The organism is Mucilaginibacter sp. SG538B (genome assembly GCF_013376065.1).
In the GTDB taxonomy this organism is placed as follows: domain Bacteria; phylum Bacteroidota; class Bacteroidia; order Sphingobacteriales; family Sphingobacteriaceae; genus Mucilaginibacter; species Mucilaginibacter rubeus.
The window spans coordinates 587077-611592 of sequence record NZ_JABMJI010000003.1 but is presented as its reverse complement, the minus strand read 5'-3'; the positions used below and the strand labels follow the sequence as shown (position 1 = coordinate 611592).

The following is a 24516-nucleotide window of genomic DNA, read 5'->3' as shown; positions in this document are numbered from 1 at the left end:
AGGGGCTTATTCGTTAGTAAAAAATCCTAATTAATAACGTATGTTTAAGGATAAGTACCTGCTTATGCATATCGTCATAATGATAATTCTTTATCTCTGCAGTGCCTTCGCTCGATAGCTGCTAAGTTAAATAGTCGGTAAATGCACCTCTGCCATCATACACCTTGCGCTGCCGCCGCCGTTTGTTTCAATGGTATTGATATCAGCATGAACCAATTTGCCATACTGTTGTAAAGCGGAACGCTGCGCCTCAGTTAAAGCGCTAAAAGCATTTTGCGACATCACGATCAAAGTATCACCGGCTTTGTTCTGCACCTCCAGCATATTGCCTGCAAACTGGCTCATCTGCTCAAAAGTGATTTCAATAATTTCTTTGTGCGATGATTTTAACGATTCGATAACCGTTATTCTTTCATGCGGGTTAGGAATACTGTTTAGGCAGATCACCGCGAACCGGCTGCCGATGCACATCAATACATTGGTATGATAAATAGCCTTGCCTTTTTCATCTACAGCTTCAAAACTAATGGGCTGATAACCCGATTGCTCACAGAAATAATTAAGCACATCTTTATCTGTTCGGGGAGACAAACAGGCGTATGCTATTTTATTCTCCCTGTCAAGTACCATGCTGCCGGTGCCTTCCAGAAAGCGGTGCTCGTGCTCAAAACGGCTCAGGTCAATTACATGGGCTACTTTAAATTTATCCTCCAGGTCAGTTATGATATCTTCCCTGCGCTCAAGCCGGCGGTTTTCGGCCTGCATGGGGTAAAGGAAAATTCCGCCATCGTTGTGAAAAGATACCCAGTTGTTAGGAAATATTGAATCGGGTGTATAGGGCTGTGGGGTGTCATCTACAACGCTAACATCTACGCCATTATGGCGCAAAATGTTAACCATACTATTAAACTCACTCAAGGCTCTTTCCTGTACGCCATTTTTTTCGGCATCAGGGTTTTGGAAAGCATTGCTTGCAGCGGTTTCTTCGTTAAATCCGAAATTAACCGGGCGGATCATTAATATATGTGATGTTGATTGACTCATGATTTTTGTCATTATTTCATTGAGTCATTGAGTCATTTTTTTTAAATCATGCAAAGCAATGACTTAATGAACAGATGACTCAATGATAAATTAAATTACAGTGTCCCTGAATACCGGCATGCTCATGCAATGGAAACCACCGCGGGCACGGGAAAGTTCGGCTGAAGGCATTAATATCAGCGTATCAGTCAAACTTTGCGGGTCAAGTTCATTATTCTCAAATTTTTGAAGCAGTTCGGCTACCCGGATCACATTAAAACCGCCTTCTTTAAAAGCCTCTACAGTTTTATCATTCCGATCATATCCAACAACAACGCCTTCTTTTAGGGCAAGCAGGTTGCAGGAGTCTGTCCATTGTTCACGGGCATCAAAGGGAAAGGTGTTGTTGCCCGAGTAAATAAATTTTGTTTTTACACCGCTTTTGAGATCGTTCTCGCTGATGTCGGAAAGCAGGTCCTCAATACAACCAAATAGCCTTGGTTTTTCATCTTTTTCAAACTGTACAATTTCCGCCCGTTCTTTTTGTTTTTTATCGGCAAACCATGATATCGGCTCCCGTTCTTCAATGGGGGCTTCGGCCACCGCAAGCGAGCGGAGCAACACCCAGGTATCGCGTTTTACCTGTGTGAATACAGTATCTATATGCATATAATCACGCTTGTTTGGGATTTTTACGATGGTTACCTTCTTCACTACATCGTGCTCAAACAACAGCCTGATAGCTTCATTAGCCCCGCTGACAGATGTCCGCTCGCTGCAGCCAATCACTAAATGATCAGGACTAACCATCATCACATCGCCGCCTTCTAAAGTTGTGCGGCCTTCCGCGTCTTCGCCCGGGCGTAAAAAATGCTGCGCGGTTTCAGGAATCTCCAAAATATTATCGCGATAAGCCTCAAACAGCGGATGATTGAAAAATATGTAACGCATCAGCAAAGTTTCGCGGAAACGGGCTTTCTTTGCCGGCTTGTTGAGCAGCATATGATTATTCACTGCTATACCCAGATCCCTCGAAAAAATAAGGTTGGGGATAGGGGCAAAGATCATTTCTTCAGTTGTTAACGAGCCCGAAATAAAGATCTTGGCCAGCTCAATCGGGTCGGTATCGGTAAGCTGCTGTTGTAAACGGTAATTGCAGCTTTCAACCGCGCATACAGAAGCTACAAGTTTTTTACGGATATCCGGCTGCTGTAAAATATCGGCCAACAGGGTTTGGATCTCGATAACCTTATCTGATGAATGGAAGCCTGCATTATCGGGTTTAAAAAACGAACGGTGCGTACTTTCATCATCAATTTGATGCAGCTTGCCTTTTATTTTATCCGGGTCAAGAAAATAGAGCAACAGCTTTACGTAGTAATCATATTCATTCCTGCGTACCGTATCCAGGTGAATTATATCTTCAAAAAGCCAGTCCTGCGCCTTTGAAGGCACAACTTTGCCCAAACCGCTATCCGGACTATGAATAAGCAAAGTGCGGAGTGTGCCAATTTCGGAGGTTACATCTATTTTAAAATCGGAGTTGGTTATTGTCATAAAACACTATAATCGTAACACAAATCTATCAGAAATTAAATTACAAAACGGGCTTACCCGGCAAAATTAGGCCGGGTAATATTTGCCTGTTCTTTTAATTCAATATAAAACGTTTTATGTGTTGATTATATGTTGCTGGTTTCTAATCGGCAATCTCCCGGTAAGTGTTCCTTTCCATGCTTACCTTTAGCCTTTGCAACATCGCCTTCATATCAAAGCCCTGTTGCTGATATAGCTGCCGCACTGCTTCTTTAGCCTTTTGCAAAACATGTTCGTTTTGCCAAATGGCAGTTGTAATGCAAATGAGGTTGCCTTGCTCATCATAACGTTCAAAAGCCCTGTCTTCAATAAAGCCCTCAAGTTTTTTAATAAAATCCCTGTTGACTTTCATGCGTTCTTTAAATTCATGTTGAGCTGTTGCGGGAACAATAAATTGATCTATAAATATCTGTTTCATGATTATCCTTGTTTTTCTTCAAAAATCGGGATAATGGAAGCTCAATACTTGTAAAAAATCATTGATTTACCAGGCTTGCGGTATTTTTAAAGAAATCGGTAGGGGGTAACCCTGTAAACAGTTTAAATTCCTTATTGAAATGCGGCTGATCAAAGTACCCGGCTTCTAAAGCTACCTGGCTGAGCGAACCGTTTTTAGGTTTACTATCAACTATCGACCTGATCTTAATAATATTGGAAAACTGCTTTGGCGAAGTACCAACCACTCGCCTGAAGCGTTTTTCAAATGCATCCTGGCTTATATAATGAGTATCGGCAAGGTCCTTAATTTTGATCATGCCTTTTGATAAGTGGATCTTTTGCAGGGCAGATATGATCAACTGGTCCTGTTTGTGGCTTTCAATATGTTTAAGCAGAAATTGTTCGGTGATGATTACCCGTTGCTGATTATTGGCAGCTTCTGCCAGTTGTTCTTCAATTAACGCTAATTTACACCGGTCAATAAAGTTATCAAGCGGCAGAGTTGTTTCAAACAATTCATGAAGCGGATTTTTGAAAAACGCTGTCGCGCCGGCTGCTTTAAATAAAACCAACATATTGCCTGTGCCTGATGCGTAATTAATTAGCCTGGGCGATTTTTTTAAGCCGGTGATCAAAGAAGAGGGAAGTTTACCGCTATGTGCCTCGGTAATATCGCTGATCTTGCCACCGTACCTGAACGCCATTACCAGTGATGTATCGGGCAAAATACGATTAACCAGATCATTTGCAGTCTCGATAAAAACGTATTGCCGTATAAAAGGCTTTAGTAATTCGCCGGGCGTAAAGCGTTCAATATGCATTTAACTAAGATACAGAATTTGTTAATCAGAAAATTCCCGCCCGGCACGACTCAAGATTGTATCAATACGGATCAACGTCGGGCTGTACAATACTGCCCGTGCTAAGTTTGGTTGTATAATACTGAGTGATCACATCCCTTAAAACAGTTTTTGCTTTTATGATAGAGATCCCATCCTTCTCAAATTTGAGCATAATGCTTTTAATGTAATAATTGCGGATCCTGCTAATGAGCGGCTGCTCCGGGCCAATCACGCGCTCGCCAAAATGCTCCCGGAGCCGTGCGCCAAGGTACTCTGCCTGGTTATGGAGCACATCGGGATTTTTATGCTTGATATCGAGGTTAATGATCCGGTAGAAGGGGGGGTATTTAAAGCTTTTCCGCTCTTCCATCTCGGTAAAATAAAGATCGGCGTAGTTGTTATCAATCACCTGCTTCAACACCCGGTGATAAATATCATAGGTTTGCACTACTACTTTGCCTTGCTTACCCCGGCGGCCGGCCCTGCCGCTTACCTGTGCAAGTAGTTGATAACCACGCTCATTTGCCCTATAGTCAGGGAATTTCAGCAGGCTATCAGCATTAATAATACCAATAAGTGTCACATCTGAAAAATCAAGCCCTTTGGCCACCATCTGGGTGCCAACCAATATATCTATCCTTTTCTCTTCCAGATCGTTGAGGATAGTTTGCAGGGAATTCCGTGATCGCGTAGTATCAAGGTCCATCCGGGCAATCCGGGCTTCGGGCAATAAAACGCTCAGTTCGTCTTCGATTTTTTCGGTACCGAAGCCTTTATATTCTAAATGGGTAGATCCGCAGGCGGGGCATATGGATGGCGTATCTTCCTTGTAACCGCAGTAGTGGCAATGCAGTTTGCCGCTGCTTTTATGATAAGTAAGGCTTACATCGCAGTTGATACATTTTGGAGTATAAGCACATACTTTGCACATCAGGATGGGGGCATATCCGCGGCGGTTTTGGAATAAAATCACCTGCTCTTTATTTTCAAGCGCCTGCTTGATGCCTTCCATCAGTACGCTGGTAAAGTGCGACTGGATAGTTTTTTGTTTGGTTTCGTGAGCGATGCTCACCACCTGCACATCGGGCAGCTCAACGCCGCCAAAGCGTTCGGTGAGCTCTGCAAAACCGTATTTGTGAGTGCGGGCGTTATAGTAGCTTTCAAAGGATGGCGTGGCCGAACCCAAAAGCACTTTACCCTGGTGCATGTTAGCCAAAAAAATCGAGGTGTCGCGTGCGTTGTAGCGCGGCGTCGGATCAAATTGCTTATATGATGTTTCGTGTTCTTCATCAACGATGATCAATCCCAGATCGGCAAAAGGTAAAAACACGGATGACCGCGCGCCGAGCACAATCTTATACTCTCCGCTTAAAACTTTCTGCCAAACCTCAACCCGCTCATTGTCATTAAAACGCGAATGATAAACGCCGATATCAGCACCAAAATACATCCGCAACCTTTCAATAATATGTGTTGTTAGGGCTATTTCAGGCAAAAGGTAAAGTACCTGTCTGCCGCTGCGTACAATCTCTTCTATCAGCCTTACATATAATTGTGTTTTGCCTGATGAGGTTACGCCATGCAACAGCGTTACATCTTTTTCTTTAAACTGCCCGCGGATACTTTGAAGTACCTCCGTTTGCTGTTCGCTCAATTCAAAGTTGTTGCCTTCTTCTCCTTCTTCCTCAAAATGCAGGCGGCTAACGTTCCTGTCTTCCGAAAAGAAGATCTCTTTTTCAATGAGCGATTTAATGCTTGATTCACCTGCACCGCTCTCTTCAATAAGTTCGTTTTTGGTGATGTTTTTTTGATGACGGGAAAGCTTGATGTAAGCTAATAGGGCATCGGCCTGTTTAGGCGCGCGCTTTTCCAATATCGGGAATAGCTCCCGCAGATTATCCTGGTTATTATAAACCGGGTTAAGTGTAATAAAAGTGCGTTTGCGGGGCTTATAACGTTCGTTTACTTCTTCGGATATGTTGATGATGTTTTTTTCAAACATCAGCTTCAATATCGGCATTACAGTTTTCTGTCCCAAAAGCTTGGTAATATCGCTTATGGTAAGCTCCGGTTGAATTTCGAGGGCTTCAACAATTAAAAACTCTTTATCGTGAAGCGTGGCTTTATCTATCTCATATTCCCGGTTAAGCATGATGCGGGTTTCGCTGGCCAGCTTCAATGCCGATGGCAGCGCGGCGTTCATAACTTCGCCTATGTTGCACATATAGTAATCTGCCAGCCACTGCCAAAATTCGAGCTGCTTAGGAGTTACAACCGGGCGGTCATCCAGGATCTCGATGATATATTTTGCTTCGTACTTTTCGGGCGCCAGTTTCCCTATCTCTTTAACGATGGCTGTATAAAGCTTGCTTTTGCCGAACTGCACCACCACTCTTTTGCCAATAGCAATAGCATCATTTTGCTCATAAGGAACCCGGTAGGTGTAGTTTTTTGAAATAGCCAATGGCAAAATCACTTCGGCAAAGAGTGTTTCACGGTCGGTATGTTCAATTTCTGCAAACTCTAACATTGTTTATTATTTGTTGCGGATAGCAGCTAATGCCAGCATCAGCCAGCCCAAAATGAACAACAAACCACCAATGGGTGTAATTGGCCCCATGGCTATAAGCCAGTTCCAGCCAAGCAGATCGCGACATGATAACAGGTACAGCGAGCCTGAAAAAAATATAATGCCGAAAGTGAACAGATAGTAAGCTGCTGATATTAAGCCCCCGCTCTTTTCCCGCGCAAAAACTGCTAAAAAAAGCAAAGCAAATACATGATAGAAGTTGTATTGTACAGCAGTATGCCAAACCTCAAGCTGGGCGGGGGCAAGCAACGCTTTTAAACCGTGGGCTCCAAAAGCGCCGGTGATAACGGCCAGCATACCTAAAAACGAAGCGGTAATAATTATTTGTTTGTTCATGCGATATAAAAAGCTAAGTTAACCAATTGAAAGTATTACTTTAACGCCGTGGGGTAAAATTCTATATTTGCTGCACGCCCCCTGCTATGAAACGACTGATAGTAACCACTATATTTTTGATTATAGCTACCGTGCTGGTAACGGTGTTATATTTTAAAAATTTAAGTCCGCCGGGAGTGCGTACCGGGCAGGTTATGCGCGCTATTCCTGATAATGCGGTGGCGGTATTTGAGTTTGGTAATGAAAAGGGATTTTATGATATTTTTGCCGGCAACCAGCTCTTGAGCACTTTTGTTGGCCCCGGCAAATTACATGAACTTGACACCTTACGCAAGTTGCTTATTGCCTCTTCACAGCTTGATCAATTTTTTACAGGGCAAAATATTTTCGTTTCCCTTCATCCTGCAAATAATGATAATATAGACTTGCTCGTAACCACTTCGGCATCAAAAGCTTTTTCGGCAACCATGTTTAATCATTTAACAGGCAATGCCAAAAGCGCTTTACAAATAGCACCTATGCAAATAGCGGCAAGCCAGGGTTATAATATATACGTCAAGCCGCTCAACAAACATTTTTACCTCATTAAAACCGGCGACAATATATTTTCGGGCAGTTTTTCAAAAGATTTGGTTGATCATAGCGCCATCTACCAGCAGGATAAAGGCCATAATGGCTTTGTACCGTTGCCTGAGCAGCAAAACGCCAATTCACTTGCCAATCTTTATATTAATTACAACCAGCTTAACCCGTTTTTTGATCAGCTGTTCCTTAATAAAACTACCGATCTTTTTAAGGGCTTTAGAATGCTGCCGGCCTATGCGGCATTAAACTTAAATTATAAAAGCGATGCTTTGATGTTTAACGGGTTCACCACTAAACGAAATAATGCAACCAGTTATTTAAACATTTTTTCGGCCCAGCAACCTGTCGAGAATCATTTAAAAGATATTTTCCCGGCTACAACTGCCTACAGCACAAGCTTCGCCGTTTCAGATCCTAAAAAGTTTGAGGCCGACCTTTCACAATGGCATGATAAAGCGGGAGTGGGCAGGGAAAAGAATGAACTTTTGAACAAGGTAAAATCAGAAGCAGGGCTGTTTGTAAAACCTGAGTTTGAAAAGCTGCTCGGTAACGAGTTCGCGATAGTTACCACGCGGTACTTTGAAAAATTTGCCATCATTTCTGTTAAAGATGGTTCAAAGCTTTTTCCGGTGATGATGAACATCAGTAATATGGTTACTGATAAAGTTGGCCAGTTTAATTATGAAAAACTGCCTTTCTTTTTATTGGGTGATGCATTCAGCATTTTTCGGAAACCTTACTTTATGATCATTGATAATTATCTCATACTTGCCACGTCGGTATCCGAGTTAGAAAGTTATAACGACACCTACTTCAACCGCAAATTCATAGGCAAAACCGATCAGTATACCCAGTTTGATAATTTGCTGGCCGAAAGGAGCAATGTGGCCTTTTTTATTAACTTTAAAAACATGCAGCCTGTATTAAAGCGCGATTTAAAAAGGCCCTTTTACGATGCTTTTGAAAACAGCGACCCCGGTTGGAAAAATTATTATGGTGCTGCCTTCCAGCTCACCGCATCCGACAAAAACTTTTATACCAATTTTTGTATGCGCCTGAATATGCCGGATACAAGTACTGTGAAAAAATAAATTTATTGTGTGTTACAAACAATACCCAATCAATTTCGTAAAACAATACAATCAGAAATTTGTAATAAATTTACCTGTATCACTTTGTGTTATCTTTCAGATAGTCTCAGAGTAAAGGTATGTGAGCTATAATATGAACAAGATCTTTATTATTCTTTTTTTAATCTTTTCTTCTTTATGTGTATCGGCTCAACAGTTTTCGCAATATAACACCGGCACCCTTTATGATTCATTTGAAAACCCTTCACAAAGAGCCTTTATCCCCGATTCGAGCCGGGAAATAGCTTTCAATTTTTTAATCCCGAATTTTAATGCTAATTTCTATATAACCGGCGATATACAACGGCCGCTAAAAAGCCGCGCATTTGCAAGCCCTTCTTATTATAATACCTCATCACTGCGCATCGGTCAAAATGCTTTAAATCATTTCAATGTAAACGCCAATGCATATGCGGTAATGGTTAAACTTTTCACCAGTTTAAACGGCAATGTTGAAATGGGCTTTTCGGCCCAAACCAAAGTAGAAGGTAAAGGCCTGGTCACCGATGAGTCTATAGCTTTTCTTGATGGACCGTCAAATTTTGCGCGTGATAATTATGATAATATATTCAACAACCATTATAGGATGCAGATGTATGACCAGTTAAGTTATATCTACCGGGAGCAGGTTAATAAACAACTCTCCTTAGGCTTTAAGCTGAGCTACCTGTCTGGTGTTCAATATAACAAAATAGATGTGGAGGAGTCGAGCCTGCAGATTAACCGGGACCCGGCAAATCCTGACAATGACAATGCCGACGTTTATATGAGGGGACGGTATTACAGGAGCTATGTGCCCGGCAGACTGGATGGGCGTGACTTTTTACCAACGTTTCGCAACCCAGGTGCGGCGATATCAATGGGTGCAACTTACCGAACAGAGGATGGGATCCTGATACAAGGTAATATAAAAGATCTTGGCTTTATTCACTGGAACAAGCGCTCAACCATTACTGATTTTAATAACACAACAAATATAACAGATATTACATCCCAGCATCGTGATGAGAATATATATAACGCTGTATATGAATTGGTCAGGGGCAACGGAATGGTTACTTCATTTAACACAAAAACCAATGCCAAAGCCGAATTGAGCGTATCCAAAAGCTATTGGCTTGATGATGAAAAAACATACAGATATTTCCCAACAGTTGTAGCCCAAAAAGAAATGTTCTTTTCCGGTTTCACCGGAGCAATGGTTAACTCGGTACAGAAAAACAACCTGATAGCTACCTTAACGGCCACTTATGACGATTATAAATTATTTAATCTCGGCGCACAAATTATGGTAAAATCCCCTAATGTCGAATTTTTTATAGGTTCCGAACGCTTACTAAATACAGGCCGCCTTACTCTGGCCGCTTTGAATAATACCAATCAAATAAATAGGGTAGGCAACTATAGCGGGGCGGATATTTTCCTGGGCTTTTCATTGAAATTTGGACGGGTAATTGAACATCCCATGAATTCCAGCTATATCCCCATGGGCGAAAAAGGGTTTTTGGGCCGCTTGTTTGGCCGTATTTTTAAAACCAATAATTAAAGCGCTTTTTTCCCGGCTATAAAATCCTTAAGGTAGTAAGGCTCGTAATAAGCTACATCTTCAAATGCGCCATCAGCAAATTTTTGAGATGCTTTTTGGGTAAGATATGTTGCCGAGTTTACAAAATCATCCAAAAACAAGGCATTCGGGCTTGCACTTAAAACACCTTTGCATTTTTCGGCACCATCACCAAAAAACAGGATTTGATGATCTTTCAAATAGTTGGCAAAGCTGTTTTCTTCTATAATATCAGCAGCTGTTTCACGCACTCTGTTGCCGGCAGCATCAAATAATGCTGTGTAAACCTCCATCCGGCGGGCATCTATCATCGGGCATAACAGCATATTACCATCAGCAGCATCCCCCAGGCTGTTAATAACGCCATAAGCCATAGCCTCAAGCGTTTCAATTGCTATCAAAGGCTTATCAAGGGCGAAGCACAATCCTTTGGCGGTAGATACACCTATCCGTAAACCGGTGTATGACCCCGGACCGCTGCTTACAGCAATAGCATCAAGCTCGTTATAAGTTAATCCCGAGTTATTCAGCAAATCATCGATATATAAAGTAATAACTTCAGCATGGATATTACGGATATTTATTTGCTTAAAGCCCAAAACCTTGCCATCGCGGGCAAGTGCTACCGAGCAGGATGTTGTTGCTGTTTCTATTTGAAGTATGAGGCTCATATTATAAATTTATGGTACCGGATCATGCCCATGGCCACCCCAGGGATTACAGCTGGCAATGCGCTTTATGGTTAACCAACCACCTTTAAAAGCACCATACTTCCTGATAGCTTCAACACCGTACTGCGAGCAGGTGGGTGTATACCGGCATGATGCAGCCGAAAGCGGCGATATAAAATATTGGTAAAATTTGATCAGGATGATGAAAACTCTCCCAACTAATGCTTTTAAAAACCTGGCGATTGTATCCATAAGCCCATTCATGTTAATTAGCTGTGACGGGTATTGCAGCAGTTAACTCACCGGAAAGCTGGGCAAGCATCCTCAGCATTTTTTTTTCGATGAAAAGGTATGGTTCAATTTCTTTGCCTACATAGCCTACCGAAACAATGATCTTTTTATCCGCTTGCTGCAAAATATCATAAAGATGCTGCTGTTTGTGGAGCCTGTACGCTTCGCGCATCAGTCGTTTTACCAAATTACGGTCGACAGCGTGCTTATAACGCTTTTTAGGAACGGAAAAAAGAATTTGCGCAGGATAGGGCTGTGGCTCGGGATTGACAAGCCAGGATACCCGGAAGGGATAACATAAAAAAGAAGAACCGTTATGAAAAAGCTTGTCAATAAGCCTCTTGTTACATAACCGTTCTTCTTTTTTAAAAGTATACATAGTTGCCATTTTTGAACCGAAGGATAAAGCAGATAAGCGGTTCCAAACCCTTATAAATAGGGTAGGGCAACCTCAATTATGCTTTGTGCCTGCCTTCGTCAGAAACAGTTAACCTTTTTCTGCCTTTAGCTCTTCTGGCTGCTAATACTCTCCTACCGTTAGCAGTTGACATGCGTTCACGGAAACCGTGTTTATTTCTTCTTTTTCTTTGAGAAGGCTGAAACGTTCTTTTCATGGCTATATTTTATTCTATTCGTCTTTTTAAAACAAGAGCGCAAATGTAGTTATTTTATTTAATAATTCAAACACTATTTTTCTTATTTATAATAACATGTGTACCGCCGCCCGGCGGCTGTAAATCAGCGGCTCTTTTTTCGGAAAACTAATTGTACGCGCAATAATTAAATTCGAAATCCTGTTCATTATCTGAACTAAATAACAGCGGCAAGCTATCATTCCAAATCAAATTAAATAAAAAGTTAAATTTAACATTAATTATTTGTTACAGATTCAGATTTTGCAACAATGTGCACTCGCGAAGTGTGCATTTATTAAAAAAAGCTGAATAAACAGGTCCGAATCATTAACTTAACAAAGTGTAAATTCAACAGCTTATCCTAACAAATGAAATTAATCCTTTCCGTAATATTCATATTTCTATCGGCCGTTACCATAGCGCAGGAGCTACCTGCAACACATTATAAAATTTACAGCACATCCGCGCAAAAGACTATCACGCCCGACGATATTGTTAATGATATGGCCAATGCCGACGTGATTTTCTTTGGCGAAGAGCATAATGATTCAACAGCGCACTACCTGGAATTTAGCTTGTTCAAAAAGCTTTCGGAAAAATATCCGCAGAAAACAGCGCTTTCCATGGAGATGTTTCAAACTGACTGTCAGCTGGTGCTGAATGAATATCTCGCGGGGCTTATTCGCGAAAGAAATCTGGTAACAGATGCGCGTACCTGGCCAAATTATAAGGATTACAAACCGCTTATTGAACTTGCCAAATCCAATCATCTGCCGGTAATAGCAGCCAACGCCCCAACCCGCTATACTAACATGGTTACACGCGGTGGACTTGACGCTTTAAAGCAGCTTGATGCCCAGGCTAAAAGCTATCTTGCACCACTGCCAATTGATACCGCTACCGGAGCTTATTATGATAAATTTGCTAAAATAATGGGAGGTCATGCCTCAATGCCGGGCATGCAGATTTACCAATCGCAAAACCTTTGGGATGCTACGATGGGCTGGTCGATAGCGAAATTCCTGAAAAACCATTCCGGTTTTAAAGTATTGCAGCTTAACGGCGGCTTTCACAGTGAAGAAAAACTGGGCGCGGTAGCTCAGCTTAAAAAATACGCACCCAAATTACGTGTGCTTAACATAGCAACCTATATGGATGATAGTTTTGACAAGCCCGACTGGAGCAAATTAGTCGGCATGGCCGACTATATCATTTTAACTGATCCTAAGCTGCCGAAAAGTTTTTAGTGTCGATGGTTCATAGCTATTAAGAAAAACCGCGAACCATAAAATTTGGTAACCATGATTGATAGTTAAGAAATAGTTGATGGTTCATACATAGCCATATAGCACAAAAACCATGAACTATGATCCATGGTCCAGCGACTATGAACCATGATCCATGAACTATGAACCATCAACTACGAACTAAATTACTTAAGCTTTCTTAGCCAGTAAATCGCGGATTTCTGTAAGTAAAACTTCTTCTTTAGTTGGTTCAGGTGGTGCTGCAGGGGCTGCTTCTTCTTTTTTCTTCAATGAGTTGATACCCTTAACAATTAAAAAGATACAAAAAGCAACGATCAAAAAATCAATTACATTATTGATAAATAAACCGTAATTAATTGCGGTTTCGGGTGTTTTATCAACAGCTGGCTTAAGTACATACTTTAAATCTTTAAAATCAATACCCCCGGTTGCCATGCCAATAGGCGGCATAATAATATCTGCAACCAGCGAGGTAACAATTTTACCAAAAGCAGCGCCAATGATAACACCTACAGCAAGGTCAACCACGTTGCCCCGCATTGCAAATTCTTTGAACTCTTTTACTATTGCCATAAATTAAAGTTTGGTTACTTAAAGTTAATAATATTACATAAACTATCAATTCATATAGTTTTTTTGATAGCGCTAAAACAATTGGCATGCCTAAAACATTTAACAACTTTAAAGCAGATACCTCAAGTAATTTTTAGTTAATATTAATTTGATGTATTTTTGGCTACATCTTAATTATGCTTAAACAGAACCTTCAACAAAAACTTTTACAAAAACTTTCGCCCCAGCAAATACAATTTATAAAATTGCTGCAGGTGCCTACTGTTTCGCTTGATACCCGGATAAAAGAAGAACTGGAAGAAAACCCCGCACTTGAAGATCTGAGCCTTACCAACCTAAACGAACCCGAAGAACAATATCCTGACCGCGACCCCGACGAAGATAATTATAACAATGACGAGGAAAAGGGCGAGATGGATGAATTTAATATTGACGACTATCTGCAGGAAGACAACGTAAATGATTACGGATCGCGCTATGATCAAAATGGTGACGATGAGGATGAGCGTAAAGAGATCCCCATTGCTGTGCAAAGCTCATTTTTTGAAAGCCTGCAAGCCCAGTTAGACCTGCTTCCTTTGAGTGATAAAGATTTCATGATCGGCAAGCAGATCATAGGCAGCCTTGATGACGACGGCTATCTGCGCCGCCCCATCATGTCGCTAACCGACGACCTTGCATTTTCACAAAATGTATTGGCTGAGGATGACGAAGTAGAAGAGATGCTCAGGGTGATCCAGGGCTTTGACCCTCCCGGTGTGGGCGCGCGCAGCTTACAGGAATGCCTGCTGATCCAGCTTCGCAAAAAAGATGCAAACGACCCTATCATCAAAAAAGCGATACAGGTTGTTGAACATTATTTGGATGAGTTTACCCGCAAACATTACGATAAGCTTGAAAAATCATTGAATATGAACTCCGTTGAGTTGCGTGCGGTGGTCAATGAGATCTTGAAACTCAATCCCAAACCCGGCGATTCAAACGAAATCAACACCAAGCAAATGCAGGTGATCCCTGATTTTCATATCACTAACAATGATGGTGTGCTCATCCTTACCCTCAATTCAAAAAACGCCCCCGAACTTAGAGTAAGCCGCTCATACCAGGAAATGTTTCAGCATTATGACAAGGCTTCCCAAAAGGATAAAAAACTGAAGGAAGCAGTGCAATTTGTAAAGCAAAAGCTTGATTCGGCCAAATGGTTTATTGATGCCATTAAACAGCGCCAGCAAACGCTGCTCAAAACCATGAATGCCATTATGCAGTACCAGTATGAGTTTTTCCTTACCGGTGATGATAAAAATCTGAAGCCGATGATCCTGAAAGACATTGCCGACAGGATTGGCATGGATATTTCAACGGTATCCCGTGTAGCCAACTCCAAGTATGTACAAACCGAGTTTGGTACCTTCCTGCTGAAATCTTTCTTCTCTGAAGCCATCCAAACCGAGAGCGGCGAGGAAGTATCCAATAAAGAGGTTAAAAAGATTTTGGAAGAGCATATCGGCAAAGAAGATAAGCGTCATCCGCTTGCTGATGAAAAATTGACCGAGATTCTTAAAGATGCCGGCTACAACATAGCCCGCCGTACCGTAGCCAAATACCGCGAACAAATGAACATCCCGGTGGCAAGGTTAAGGAAGGAGTTGTAGATTAGAGATTCTTCAAAAGACATCTGTTACTCGCAATGATGTGTAAAAAATATATTTGATAATCAACACCTTGTAATCACGACATTATAAGGCACGAAGTAATCCCAATTTACAAAAAAACTATCAAAGCCATTCTCCACCACGTCATTGCGAGGCACGAAGCAATCCCTAATTGGCAGAGAAATTATACTTTTTTCGCGTTAGCAAAAGATTAAAGAATATATTTATAAAATGGTTATGCAACGCGGCGGATGTACTTACATCGTCACAAATAAAACGCATTCAGTATTATATACGGGGGTTACATCAGATATCATCGGCAGGATCTGGGATCACAAGAACAAAACTTATCCCCAAAGCTTTACTGCTAAATACAACTGTAATAAATTGGTGTATTATATTTTCTATTCCCATATCGAAGAGGCTATTGCTGCTGAAAAGGCCCTAAAAGGTGGAAATAGACAGATGAAAGTTGATCTTATAAATCAATTGAATCCTGAATGGAAAGATCTGTATGAAGATTTAACAAAAGAATAACTAACTGATTTTCGAAGCGACCCTGTACAGTTGGGGATTGCTTCGTACCTCGCAATGACGTCTTTTAATATAAACGCCCTAAGAACAGAGTCCTTAAGGCGTTTATAATATCAGTACTTTCAAAGTTTACACATTCACAGCACAAAGCTCGCGAACTTTAGCTACTACAAAATCAACTTCTTCTTTTGTATTATACTTTGAGAACGAGAACCTAACCGATGGCCTTGAAGAGCTGGCCCCGATAGCAGTTAACACGTGAGAACCAATATCGCTGCCCGAACTGCAGGCACTGCCGCCCGAAGCAGAAATACCGGCAATATCAAGATTAAACAGCAGCATATCGCTCATTTCCATCTCGGGGAAAGCCACGTTCAATACTGTATATAAACTTTTTTCGGGGTCGGTTTCGCCGTTAAAGCTTACACCGGGTACGTTAGCAACCAGTTGCTCCATCATGTATGATTTTAAGCCCTGAATGTGGTTTTGGTGCTGTTCCATTTCGTCGTAAGCAAGTTCAAGCGCTTTGGCCAAACCAGCTATACCATAAATATTTTCGGTACCGCCGCGCATGTTGCGTTCCTGGGCGCCACCGTAAATAAATGGTTTTATTTTGATTTTATGATTGATATGCAGGAAACCCACTCCCTTAGGGCCATGCAATTTATGACCGGCACATACCACAAAGTGAGCTTTAAGCTTGCTCAGGTCATGCTGGTAATGGCCCATGGTTTGCACAGTATCACAATGATAAATGGCATTGTATGTTTCGCACAGGTCACCAATACGTTCCATGTCTGATAGGGTGCCTATTTCGTTATTGGCATGCATTAATGAAACAAAACTGCGTTCATTTTCTTTCAATAATGTTTCCAGATGATCATAATCAATAACGCCCTTGCTGTTTATGTTTACCAGGCTCAATTTAATAATGCCCGATTTTTCCATTGCTTCCAGCGTGTGGAGCACTGCGTGATGCTCGGTAGGGCTGGTGATAGCATGGGTGATTTTGTGATCAATGATCCCGCACCTGATAGCCGTATTATCGGCCTCCGTACCGCTTGATGTAAAAAAGATTTCGGCGGGCGAGGTGTGCAGTAAACCGGCAATCGTTTTCCGCGAACGCTCAATTAAAGTACGGGCTTCCCTGCCGTGGGCATGTATTGACGACGGATTACCAAACTGGCTTTCCATCACCTTATACATCTCCTTCATTACATCAGGATCAAGCGGTGTAGTGGCGGCATTATCAAAATAAACGCGCATTTTTTTAAAATTTATAAATTAATGGATCAGTAAATCAAAACACATGCCCGGTAATTATATATAAGCAGGCAACCAACGGTATTTACCGCCGGTTGCCTGCTATTTTTAATACCGGTAAAATTAACCTTTCAGTTGTAAGATCTCCTTAATATCGATGATGATCTTATTGGCCAAACCGTTTGCCACGGTTTCAGAATTGCCTTCAGAGTAGATCCTGATAATGGGCTCGGTGTTTGACCTCCGCAAATGTACCCATTCTTTATCAAATTCTATTTTCAGGCCATCAATTGTTGAGTGGGGCTGCTTGATGTATTTTTCTTCAACTTTCGCCAAAAGGGCGTCTATGTCCATTTCGGGCGTTAACGTGATCTTGTTTTTTGAAATAAAATAACCCGGATATGACGCACGCAAACTTGAAACCGACTTACCATATTTAGCCAGATGAGTTAAAAACAACGCGATACCAACTAAAGCGTCACGACCGTAATGTAACTCAGGGTAGATAACCCCGCCATTACCTTCGCCGCCAATAACAGCGTTAACTTCTTTCATTTTGTTAACCACGTTAACCTCCCCAACCGCAGCCGCATGGTATTCGCCGCCTACTTTTTCAGTTACGTCGCGCAGCGCACGGGTTGATGACAGGTTAGATACCGTGTTGCCCACATTGTTTTTCAAAACATAGTCGGCTACGGCAACCAGCGTATATTCTTCGCCAAACATGTTACCATCTTCGCAAACAAAGCAAAGGCGGTCCACATCCGGATCAACAGCAATACCCAAATCGGCACGTTTACCCACAACCTCTTTTGATAAAGCTATCAGGTTTTCGGGAAGCGGCTCAGGATTATGCGGGAAATTGCCATCCGGCTCACAATACAGTTCGTGAACGGTTTCAACGCCTAAAGCTTTCAGCAAGGCCGGTACAAAAATACCGCCTGTTGAGTTAACACAATCTATTACCACTTTAAAGTTGGCTTTCTTTATAGCCTCAACATCAACCAGCGGCAAGGCCAGTACAAGGTCGATGTGTTTTTGAAGCCAGGTATCATCATGAGTAACTTTACCCAGATCGTTTACATCAGCATAATTAAAGTCGCTGTATTCGGCAATTGTTAGCACTTCTTTGCCATCGGCATCACTGATGAACTCCCCGTTTGCATTGAGCAATTTAAGGGCGTTCCATTGTTTTGGGTTATGGCTTGCGGTAAGGATGATACCACCCGCTGCCTGCTCGCCGGTAACGGCAACCTCAACAGTCGGCGTAGTTGATAAACCAAGATCAATAACATCAATCCCCAAACCCTGCAGTGTGCCAATAACAAGATTGTTTACCATAGTACCCGATAAACGGGCATCACGGCCTACTACAATCTTTTTAATCCCTGATTTTTTTACAGCCCATGATCCGTAGGCCGAAGTGAATTTTACAATATCAAGCGGTGTTAAACCATCGCCAACAGCACCGCCTATGGTGCCGCGTATTCCTGAAATAGATTTTATTAATGTCAAAATGCGAAGTTTTTGGTGTGGTAAAAGTAAAAAATATAAGCTACAAATGATATTGTTTTAAGGATTTACGCAAACGCTTGCATATAAGGTTACGGCTAATTTATTGTTTTTTAGTACGATGCAGAGTGGTTTCAATTGTCATCCCTGCGCATTATTTTATGCTTAACGGGATAATGCTGCTGCTAAGTATTAAAATTTAAAGGATTTTTTAAGCTATTTGATAACTTTGGAAATTACAGCAAACAAACACCTATAGTAAAAAACAATGCCCGACTATCTTTTAAACCTCGACCGGCATTTATTTTATTTCATTAATCATGACCTGTCCAATTCTTTTTTCGACTGGATCATGCCCTTGTTGCGTAACCCCAAATTCTGGATCCCGCTGTATATTTTCATCATTATTTTTTGTTTATGGCGATATAAAAAAACAGGCGCTATTATTATAATGCTGCTGGCGGCATCGGCGGGCATTGCTGATTTCACCAGCGGGGTTATTATCAAGCACAATATTCAGCGGCTTCGCCCTTGCCGTGATCCGGTTGTATCTGCAACCGACATCAGCCGTGTGCCTTGTGGTAGCGGGTACAGTTTTCCATCAACCCACGCCACCGATCATTTTGCCATGGCGATATTCCTTAGCTTTGTGTTTTTCAGAAAATGGAGGTGGGTATGGCTTTGGGCGATACCTTGGGCAGGCAGCATTTGCTTTGCACAGGTATACGTGGGGGTGCATTTCCCGGTAGATGTATTGTGCGGCGCTTTATATGGGACCTTTGTTGGATGGCTGTTTTCATTATTGTTTAAAAAATTACAACCTGCCTTTTAATGGGATATTGGAAAATTCTGCTGCTTTTTTTTGCTGCCTTTTTTGGCGGTACTTCTGTATTTTTATTTAAGGGCGATAACCACAAAACACTGAAGCTGGTACTGTCGTTTAGTGGAGCTTACCTGTTTGGTATTACCGTTTTGCACCTGATTCCTGATGCCTATCATGGTAATGATAACTATGTTGGCGTATTCATCTTGGTCGGCTTCCTGTTCCAGATTGTGCTTGAACAATTTTCTGACGGGATTGAGCATGGCCACATGCACAAACACCCGCATGATCTGGCAGTTTTCCCGATTGGTATCATGGCAAGCCTTTGCCTGCATGCTTTTTTGGAGGGAATGCCGCTTGCCCAGGGCAACCAGGACCAATTAGTTTACGGGATTGCCTTGCACCATATCCCGGCGGCCTTCGCACTGGCTACAGTGTTGCTCACAAACAAACAAGGCAAAAACAAAACCATACTTTTTGTGGCGGTATTCGCGGTAATGGCACCGGCAGGTTATTTTTTCAGCGATGCGTTAAGCAGCGGAAACATCGGTAACCTGCAGCATTATTTTAACAGGATCATGGGCGTTGTTATCGGCATCTTCCTGCATATCTCCACTACCATCCTTTTTGAATCGAGTGCTGATCACCGTTTCAATATGCGTAAAATGATGGCGGTATTGGCCGGTGTGACCATTGCGCTGCTGGGCTTTTTGAAGGAGCTATAGATTATTCATGCTGTTACTTTATGTGAAATTAATTTCTATATAAACTTTTATTTTTCCAGCTCCAGGCCCCAGTCTTTCCCTTTATCAACCGCAGGTACTCCCTTATCCATCCAAACCGGCATTGGCGCGCCTTTTAAAAAGTGATCGAAGAATTGCTGCTCACGTATAGTAATATCTTTGCGGTTTTGGCGCAGTACCAGGTTATGAGCCTCGCCATTGTATTGCAGTAACCAAACAGGTTTACCTAAACGGCGTAAAGCTGTAAACATTTCAATCCCCTGGTACCATGGCACAGCGCCGTCGGCGTCATTGCTCATGATCGTTACCGGTGTTTTTACTTTGGGCAACTGGAACAAGGGCGAGTTTTCGATATACAGCTCGGGCTTTTCCCAAAGCGTGGCGCCAATGCGGCTTTGTGATTTTTCGTACTGAAATTGCCTGTTCAGGCCCGATTCCCAACGGATCCCTCCATAGGCCGAAGTCATGTTAGCTACCGGGGCGCCTGCCCAGGCTGCGGCATACATATTGGTTTGGGTAATGAGGTAAGCCACCTGGTAACCACCCCAGCTCTGGCCCTGTAAGCCAATATGTGCAGCATCAACCCATGTGTTTTTCTTTAAAGCCTCAACACCTGAATTTACAAACTCGACCGCAGATGCCCCCGGATGGCCGGTTTGATAGCTGATGTCAGGTGCGAACACAAGATAACCGTTGCTCACAAAAAATGAGATAGGCAGGCGGGAAGGGGTAGGAGCAGGTGCTATATAGTTAAAAAGCCCGTCAGAAAGTCTCTCATAAAAATAAACTATCATCGGGTACTTTTTGGCCGGGTCAAAGTCTTCAGGCTTATACAGGATCCCTTGCGACTGATAGCCTTTAGGTGTCATCCACCTCACAAGTTCGGCAGTGCCCCAGTTATATTCACTTTGCTGCGGGTTGATATTGCTTAGCTTAAGCTCTTTTTTCAGATCAGATGAAAAGTACAAATCAGGCGACTGTTTATAGCTTGCCTTGGTGTAGATGTAAGCATCGGCATTTTTAGCTTTCAGCAGGTTATCATAACTCATTGGGGCCATGGTCACTTTTTCGGGCAGATTGTTAGTCTCGGGAAACTTCCTGAAATATCCCCATTGCCTGGTTTCTTCGTTTTGAGTTAACAGCCACATCGGCTCTTTCAGGGGGATGAATTTTTGCTCCGGATCGGTTTGATCATACCTCATGATCAGTTTGTTTTTGCGCCCGATGCCTTTGGTGAAGTTAAACGCGTCGCCCGTTGCCGGGTCAAAACGCCAGATATCATACCTGTCGTAAATAAATACGGCCTTGTCGCCAGCCGCCCAGCCTGCCACGCCGTAAGCTGAAGGATAGCCGGGCACATCGTTCAGTTCGTCGCCCATTTTAGTGCCGGTTGCTTTGCTCAGGTTTATTTTTTGCCCTGTAGCAATAGTATAGCGGTACCATGCCTGATCTTTAGCATCAAACCATAGTACATAATTGCCCTGCGGAGAGATATAATAACGGCCCAAAGAGGCATTAATAAACCTGTGATTGCCGCTCCGGGTATCAATTAAAATGGCTTGTTGCCTGGTACTGCCTTCCCACTGGGCCGATACACGGGCGCCGGTATCTGTAAGCCCTAAAACATAGCGGGCATCTTTATTTTCGGCAGTTAATATTTCGGGAATGGCCTTGCTACCTAATTGAATAATTTTGGCATTCGTTTCTTCAGGTTTTATCACTGCAAGATAGCTACGCTTCAACTCGGTTTGCAGGTTTTTGAGCTGCTGGGGCTGCAGGTAATCATCTTTGTAGTTCCAGATATCCAGCTTGGCTACCTCAAAATCAGCAAGGGTGGTATCGGCAGGTTTGGGGATAGGTGCAGTGCCAAAGAAAAGGCTATTGCCGCTTTTGCTAAAGCTTACTTTGCCATCGCCGCTTACCGCCCAGTTATTGGGTATGCCTGCAGATCCGACAGCGGCAATAACTTCCGCGCTATCTTTTGCAGTGTTGTAGTAATAAAGCTTAAATGGTTTTACCAATGCCTTTTCCGGATTTTTCTCGGCAGTAAAAGCTACCTGGCGCCCGGCATCATCAATACTGATGTTATGGTAATTACCCCTGCCGGTGCTTAGCCGTTTGACCGAGTTTTTTTCCAAATCAAATAGATACAGACCGGATACAGTCTCTTTTTGTTTTATCGGGGCTGTAACAGCAAACGTTACCCATTTGCCGTTTTTGCTGACCTGGTATTCGGTCACATATTTAAAAGTTCGTGCGATGCCGGTTTTTAATTTTTTAACAGTTAGGTCTGCACCTTCAAGCGTAGGCGGGGCAACAGTTGCAGCCACAGCTTTTTTTGAGGTATCGCCTGGTGCTGGTTTTTTAAGCGTATCGGCCGTTGCCAGGTAGGCTATAACAGCTGCATCTTCGGCTATTTTAAATGAACGGATGGCCGGGACTTTCCTTACGGATGATGATCCTAAAGTAATTATACCTAAAGTATCTTTAGGGAAATCCGATTGTTTTTTCTTCTTTATTTTGGCCTGCCTGGTATCCTTATAAAACGGACGGATAAGGCATACAGCAAATTTTGAATCGCTGCTTATCTTAATTGTGTCAGCTCTCGGAATTTTTACCAAAGTAGCGTTCCTGGCGTCTTTTATAATCAGTTCGGCATCGCCCTGTTGCGGCTTTATGACGTAACCTATCCATTTACCATCATTGCTGATGCGTTGGCCTGTTATACTTTGCCATCCATCAAACACAGTATGATCTAAAGGTTTTTTAGCTTTTTTTTGAGCAGATACATGAACCCCAATAGCTAATAACAGGCAGGCTGACAGTAAAAGTTTACGCATACAGGAAAGATGTCAAACCTAAATATGCTGAAAACTTATGGTTAAAAGAAATTAGTTACTGTAAAGTTACAATTGAGGTGAAAGGTGAAAGGCATTAGGTTAAGCAGAAAACAAAAAACCTTTATCCTTTTACCTTTCGCCTTTTGCCTCCCTTAGCACATCGCCTTGTTCAAAGCGCGGATCGCCTCATCGAAATCTTCGCGGGCTATCAAAAACTGGATATTGACCATTCTTAGTGCAAAGCCACAGCTTTTGATATTGATCCCTTTTTGGGCCAGTGCTGTTGCGGATTTGGCCAGTAAGCCAGGCTGATCCATGTTGGAACCTATCAGGCAAACCATCGCCATTTTTTCAACAGCAACTTTTTCGTAATTGTCTTCCAGTTCGCCAATCAGTTTTTTATTGTAGTCCTTCTCCCATATCACTATAGAAATGCTGTTAGCGCTGGTGGCCTTGAAGCTATAGCTAACGCCAAACTTGTAAAACAACTGCATGATATGAAAATCGGTACCTACATTACCAACCATTGATGGGTCATAAATATCGATCATGATCACCTTATCGGTGCCGGTGATAACCTCAACACGCTTTTTATCGCAAATATATTCGCGGGTGATCAGTGTACCCGGGTGTTCCGGTTGAAAGGTGTTTTTGATCCGCAGGTCGATATCATTTATTTCCAACGGTTTTGACGCTTTTGGGTGGATAGCTTCCATGCCCACATCGGCCAGCTGATCGGCAACATCATAGTTGGTATTACCCACCGGGAAACAATTTTCAACGCCAACCAATTGAGGGTCGGCAGTGCAAAGGTGGTATTCTTTGTGGATGATGGCTTCCTGTGGTTGTACTGCCACAGCAATTTTACTGAAGGTAACTTCCGAATAGCCGCGGTCGAACTCGCGCATAATACCTTCCGTGCCCTTGGCGTAGCCGGTGACAACGGTAATGGTTTTCGAAAAATCAATATGGGCAAGGTCTTTCTTAATGCGTTGATCAATGGTTAATGCACGGTGGTCATGAAAACCGCTCAGGTCCACCAAAGTAGCATTGATACCTATATTTTGCAGGATATTGGTAAAGTTAAAAGCCGAGTGGCTTTCACCTATTGAGGCCAGGATCTCTCTCGCGGCCTGTAAAATACCTTCTTTACCTACATACCCTGATGCCAGAATATTAGCCAGGTTCTCCAGATAGGTTTGTGCATCGTTGATCCTTGTTTCAATGTACCTATCGGCTTCGGCTATGTTCAAACCAAGGCCTTCATAAGTTTTATTGATCTGCTTTAAACGCGTAATTAATTGTTTTAACGGCGTATGGAAGTCCTTATAATTGGCAAGCTTGTGATATACGCCCGGCGCGCCTGTCTTTTTGTTTTCGAGCAGGAGGTTGGTTACCCCTGAAAATGCCGATACTACAAATATGCGGTTGTAAAGTTGTTCCCCGCTGCGTTCAAACAGGATAATGTTTTTGATCACATCACCCAAAGCGGTCATGGATGTACCGCCAATTTTTTCTACTGTTAACATTTTATATTGAAAGATCGACAGTCAAATACCATAACCATACCAATTGTTGTAGCTATTTATTAATTGGTTGAATGTAAA

The 24516-nt window shown here is 42.4% G+C and carries 22 protein-coding genes; 7 read left to right on the top strand and 15 right to left on the bottom strand.

Annotation, left to right across the window (positions count from 1 at the left end; all coding sequences use genetic code 11):
- Positions 1-126: 126 nt before the first annotated feature.
- From ctlX to FHW88_RS18520, 6 genes are all read right to left on the bottom strand, one after another.
- The gene (gene ctlX / locus FHW88_RS18545; protein ID WP_090527648.1) at positions 127-1044 is read right to left on the bottom strand and encodes a citrulline utilization hydrolase CtlX; all 918 of its coding nucleotides are present in this window, start codon (positions 1042-1044) and stop codon (positions 127-129) included.
- Between the two features lie 90 nt (positions 1045-1134).
- Positions 1135-2580 carry an arginine deiminase family protein gene (locus FHW88_RS18540; RefSeq protein WP_176627464.1) on the bottom strand — a complete coding sequence of 482 codons (1446 nt, stop codon included), beginning with the start codon at positions 2578-2580 and terminating at the stop codon, positions 1135-1137.
- Positions 2581-2722: 142 nt separating this feature from the next.
- On the bottom strand, positions 2723-3037 hold the full coding sequence (locus FHW88_RS18535) for an antibiotic biosynthesis monooxygenase (RefSeq protein WP_176627463.1): 315 nt from the start codon (positions 3035-3037) through the stop codon (positions 2723-2725).
- Positions 3038-3095: 58 nt separating this feature from the next.
- Positions 3096-3878 (bottom strand): helix-turn-helix transcriptional regulator, encoded by a 783-nt coding sequence (locus FHW88_RS18530; protein ID WP_176627462.1) that lies wholly within the window; start codon positions 3876-3878, stop codon positions 3096-3098.
- Between the two features lie 61 nt (positions 3879-3939).
- Positions 3940-6429 (bottom strand): primosomal protein N', encoded by a 2490-nt coding sequence (gene priA / locus FHW88_RS18525; protein ID WP_176627461.1) that lies wholly within the window; start codon positions 6427-6429, stop codon positions 3940-3942.
- A gap of 6 nt (positions 6430-6435) precedes the next feature.
- The gene (locus FHW88_RS18520) at positions 6436-6825 is read right to left on the bottom strand and encodes a DUF423 domain-containing protein (protein ID WP_090527050.1); all 390 of its coding nucleotides are present in this window, start codon (positions 6823-6825) and stop codon (positions 6436-6438) included.
- Between the two features lie 86 nt (positions 6826-6911).
- On the opposite strand from FHW88_RS18520, the gene FHW88_RS18515 reads away from it, so the two are divergent.
- A complete protein-coding gene (locus tag FHW88_RS18515; protein WP_176627460.1) occupies positions 6912-8501 on the top strand; it encodes a hypothetical protein in 1590 nt (529 codons plus the stop codon).
- A 133-nt stretch (positions 8502-8634) separates the two neighbouring features.
- Entirely contained in the window at positions 8635-10086 is a 1452-nt protein-coding gene (locus FHW88_RS18510; RefSeq protein ID WP_176627459.1) for a DUF5723 family protein, read from the top strand.
- Here the strand turns inward: FHW88_RS18510 and tsaB are convergent.
- The 4 genes from tsaB to rpmH all read right to left on the bottom strand — a co-directional run bounded on the left by tsaB (position 10083) and on the right by rpmH (position 11680).
- Positions 10083-10775 carry a tRNA (adenosine(37)-N6)-threonylcarbamoyltransferase complex dimerization subunit type 1 TsaB gene (tsaB, locus tag FHW88_RS18505; RefSeq protein WP_176627458.1) on the bottom strand — a complete coding sequence of 231 codons (693 nt, stop codon included), beginning with the start codon at positions 10773-10775 and terminating at the stop codon, positions 10083-10085. The genes FHW88_RS18510 and tsaB overlap by 4 nt on opposite strands.
- Before the next feature lie 9 nt (positions 10776-10784).
- Entirely contained in the window at positions 10785-11027 is a 243-nt protein-coding gene (yidD, locus tag FHW88_RS18500) for a membrane protein insertion efficiency factor YidD (RefSeq protein ID WP_176627457.1), read from the bottom strand.
- Between the two features lie 13 nt (positions 11028-11040).
- Positions 11041-11445 carry a ribonuclease P protein component gene (locus FHW88_RS18495; RefSeq protein ID WP_090527060.1) on the bottom strand — a complete coding sequence of 135 codons (405 nt, stop codon included), beginning with the start codon at positions 11443-11445 and terminating at the stop codon, positions 11041-11043.
- A 76-nt stretch (positions 11446-11521) separates the two neighbouring features.
- Positions 11522-11680 carry a 50S ribosomal protein L34 gene (rpmH, locus tag FHW88_RS18490; protein WP_083878950.1) on the bottom strand — a complete coding sequence of 53 codons (159 nt, stop codon included), beginning with the start codon at positions 11678-11680 and terminating at the stop codon, positions 11522-11524.
- Positions 11681-12069: 389 nt separating this feature from the next.
- Here rpmH and FHW88_RS18485 point away from each other — a divergent pair, with 389 nt between their 5' ends.
- Complete coding sequence (locus FHW88_RS18485) at positions 12070-12948, top strand: ChaN family lipoprotein (RefSeq protein ID WP_176627456.1); 879 nt, start codon at positions 12070-12072, stop codon at positions 12946-12948.
- 189 nt (positions 12949-13137) lie between these two features.
- On the opposite strand, the gene mscL is transcribed toward FHW88_RS18485, so the two are convergent.
- Positions 13138-13542 carry a large-conductance mechanosensitive channel protein MscL gene (gene mscL / locus FHW88_RS18480; RefSeq protein ID WP_090527064.1) on the bottom strand — a complete coding sequence of 135 codons (405 nt, stop codon included), beginning with the start codon at positions 13540-13542 and terminating at the stop codon, positions 13138-13140.
- Between the two features lie 176 nt (positions 13543-13718).
- Here mscL and rpoN point away from each other — a divergent pair, with 176 nt between their 5' ends.
- Both rpoN and FHW88_RS18470 read left to right on the top strand, forming a co-directional pair.
- Positions 13719-15194 carry an RNA polymerase factor sigma-54 gene (gene rpoN / locus FHW88_RS18475; protein ID WP_090527066.1) on the top strand — a complete coding sequence of 492 codons (1476 nt, stop codon included), beginning with the start codon at positions 13719-13721 and terminating at the stop codon, positions 15192-15194.
- 237 nt (positions 15195-15431) lie between these two features.
- A complete protein-coding gene (locus FHW88_RS18470; RefSeq protein WP_176627455.1) occupies positions 15432-15731 on the top strand; it encodes a GIY-YIG nuclease family protein in 300 nt (99 codons plus the stop codon).
- 126 nt (positions 15732-15857) lie between these two features.
- Here FHW88_RS18470 and FHW88_RS18465 read toward each other — a convergent pair whose 3' ends face one another.
- Positions 15858-16994, bottom strand: coding sequence for a cysteine desulfurase family protein (locus FHW88_RS18465; protein WP_176627454.1), 1137 nt, complete (start codon positions 16992-16994; stop codon positions 15858-15860).
- 120 nt (positions 16995-17114) lie between these two features.
- Entirely contained in the window at positions 17115-18506 is a 1392-nt protein-coding gene (gene glmM / locus FHW88_RS18460) for a phosphoglucosamine mutase (RefSeq protein WP_176627453.1), read from the bottom strand.
- Positions 18507-18771: 265 nt separating this feature from the next.
- Here glmM and FHW88_RS18455 point away from each other — a divergent pair, with 265 nt between their 5' ends.
- Both FHW88_RS18455 and FHW88_RS18450 read left to right on the top strand, forming a co-directional pair.
- Positions 18772-19335 carry a phosphatase PAP2 family protein gene (locus FHW88_RS18455; RefSeq protein WP_176627452.1) on the top strand — a complete coding sequence of 188 codons (564 nt, stop codon included), beginning with the start codon at positions 18772-18774 and terminating at the stop codon, positions 19333-19335.
- Positions 19335-20051, top strand: a complete 717-nt coding sequence (locus FHW88_RS18450; protein ID WP_176627451.1) for a ZIP family metal transporter — start codon at positions 19335-19337, stop codon at positions 20049-20051. The genes FHW88_RS18455 and FHW88_RS18450 overlap by 1 nt, the downstream gene beginning before the upstream one ends.
- A 47-nt stretch (positions 20052-20098) precedes the next feature.
- On the opposite strand, the gene FHW88_RS18445 is transcribed toward FHW88_RS18450, so the two are convergent.
- Together FHW88_RS18445 and FHW88_RS18440 are read right to left on the bottom strand one after the other, a co-directional pair.
- Positions 20099-22909, bottom strand: a complete 2811-nt coding sequence (locus FHW88_RS18445) for a prolyl oligopeptidase family serine peptidase (RefSeq protein ID WP_176627450.1) — start codon at positions 22907-22909, stop codon at positions 20099-20101.
- Positions 22910-23061: 152 nt separating this feature from the next.
- Entirely contained in the window at positions 23062-24438 is a 1377-nt protein-coding gene (locus tag FHW88_RS18440) for an aspartate kinase (protein WP_176627449.1), read from the bottom strand.
- Positions 24439-24516 lie beyond the last annotated feature (78 nt).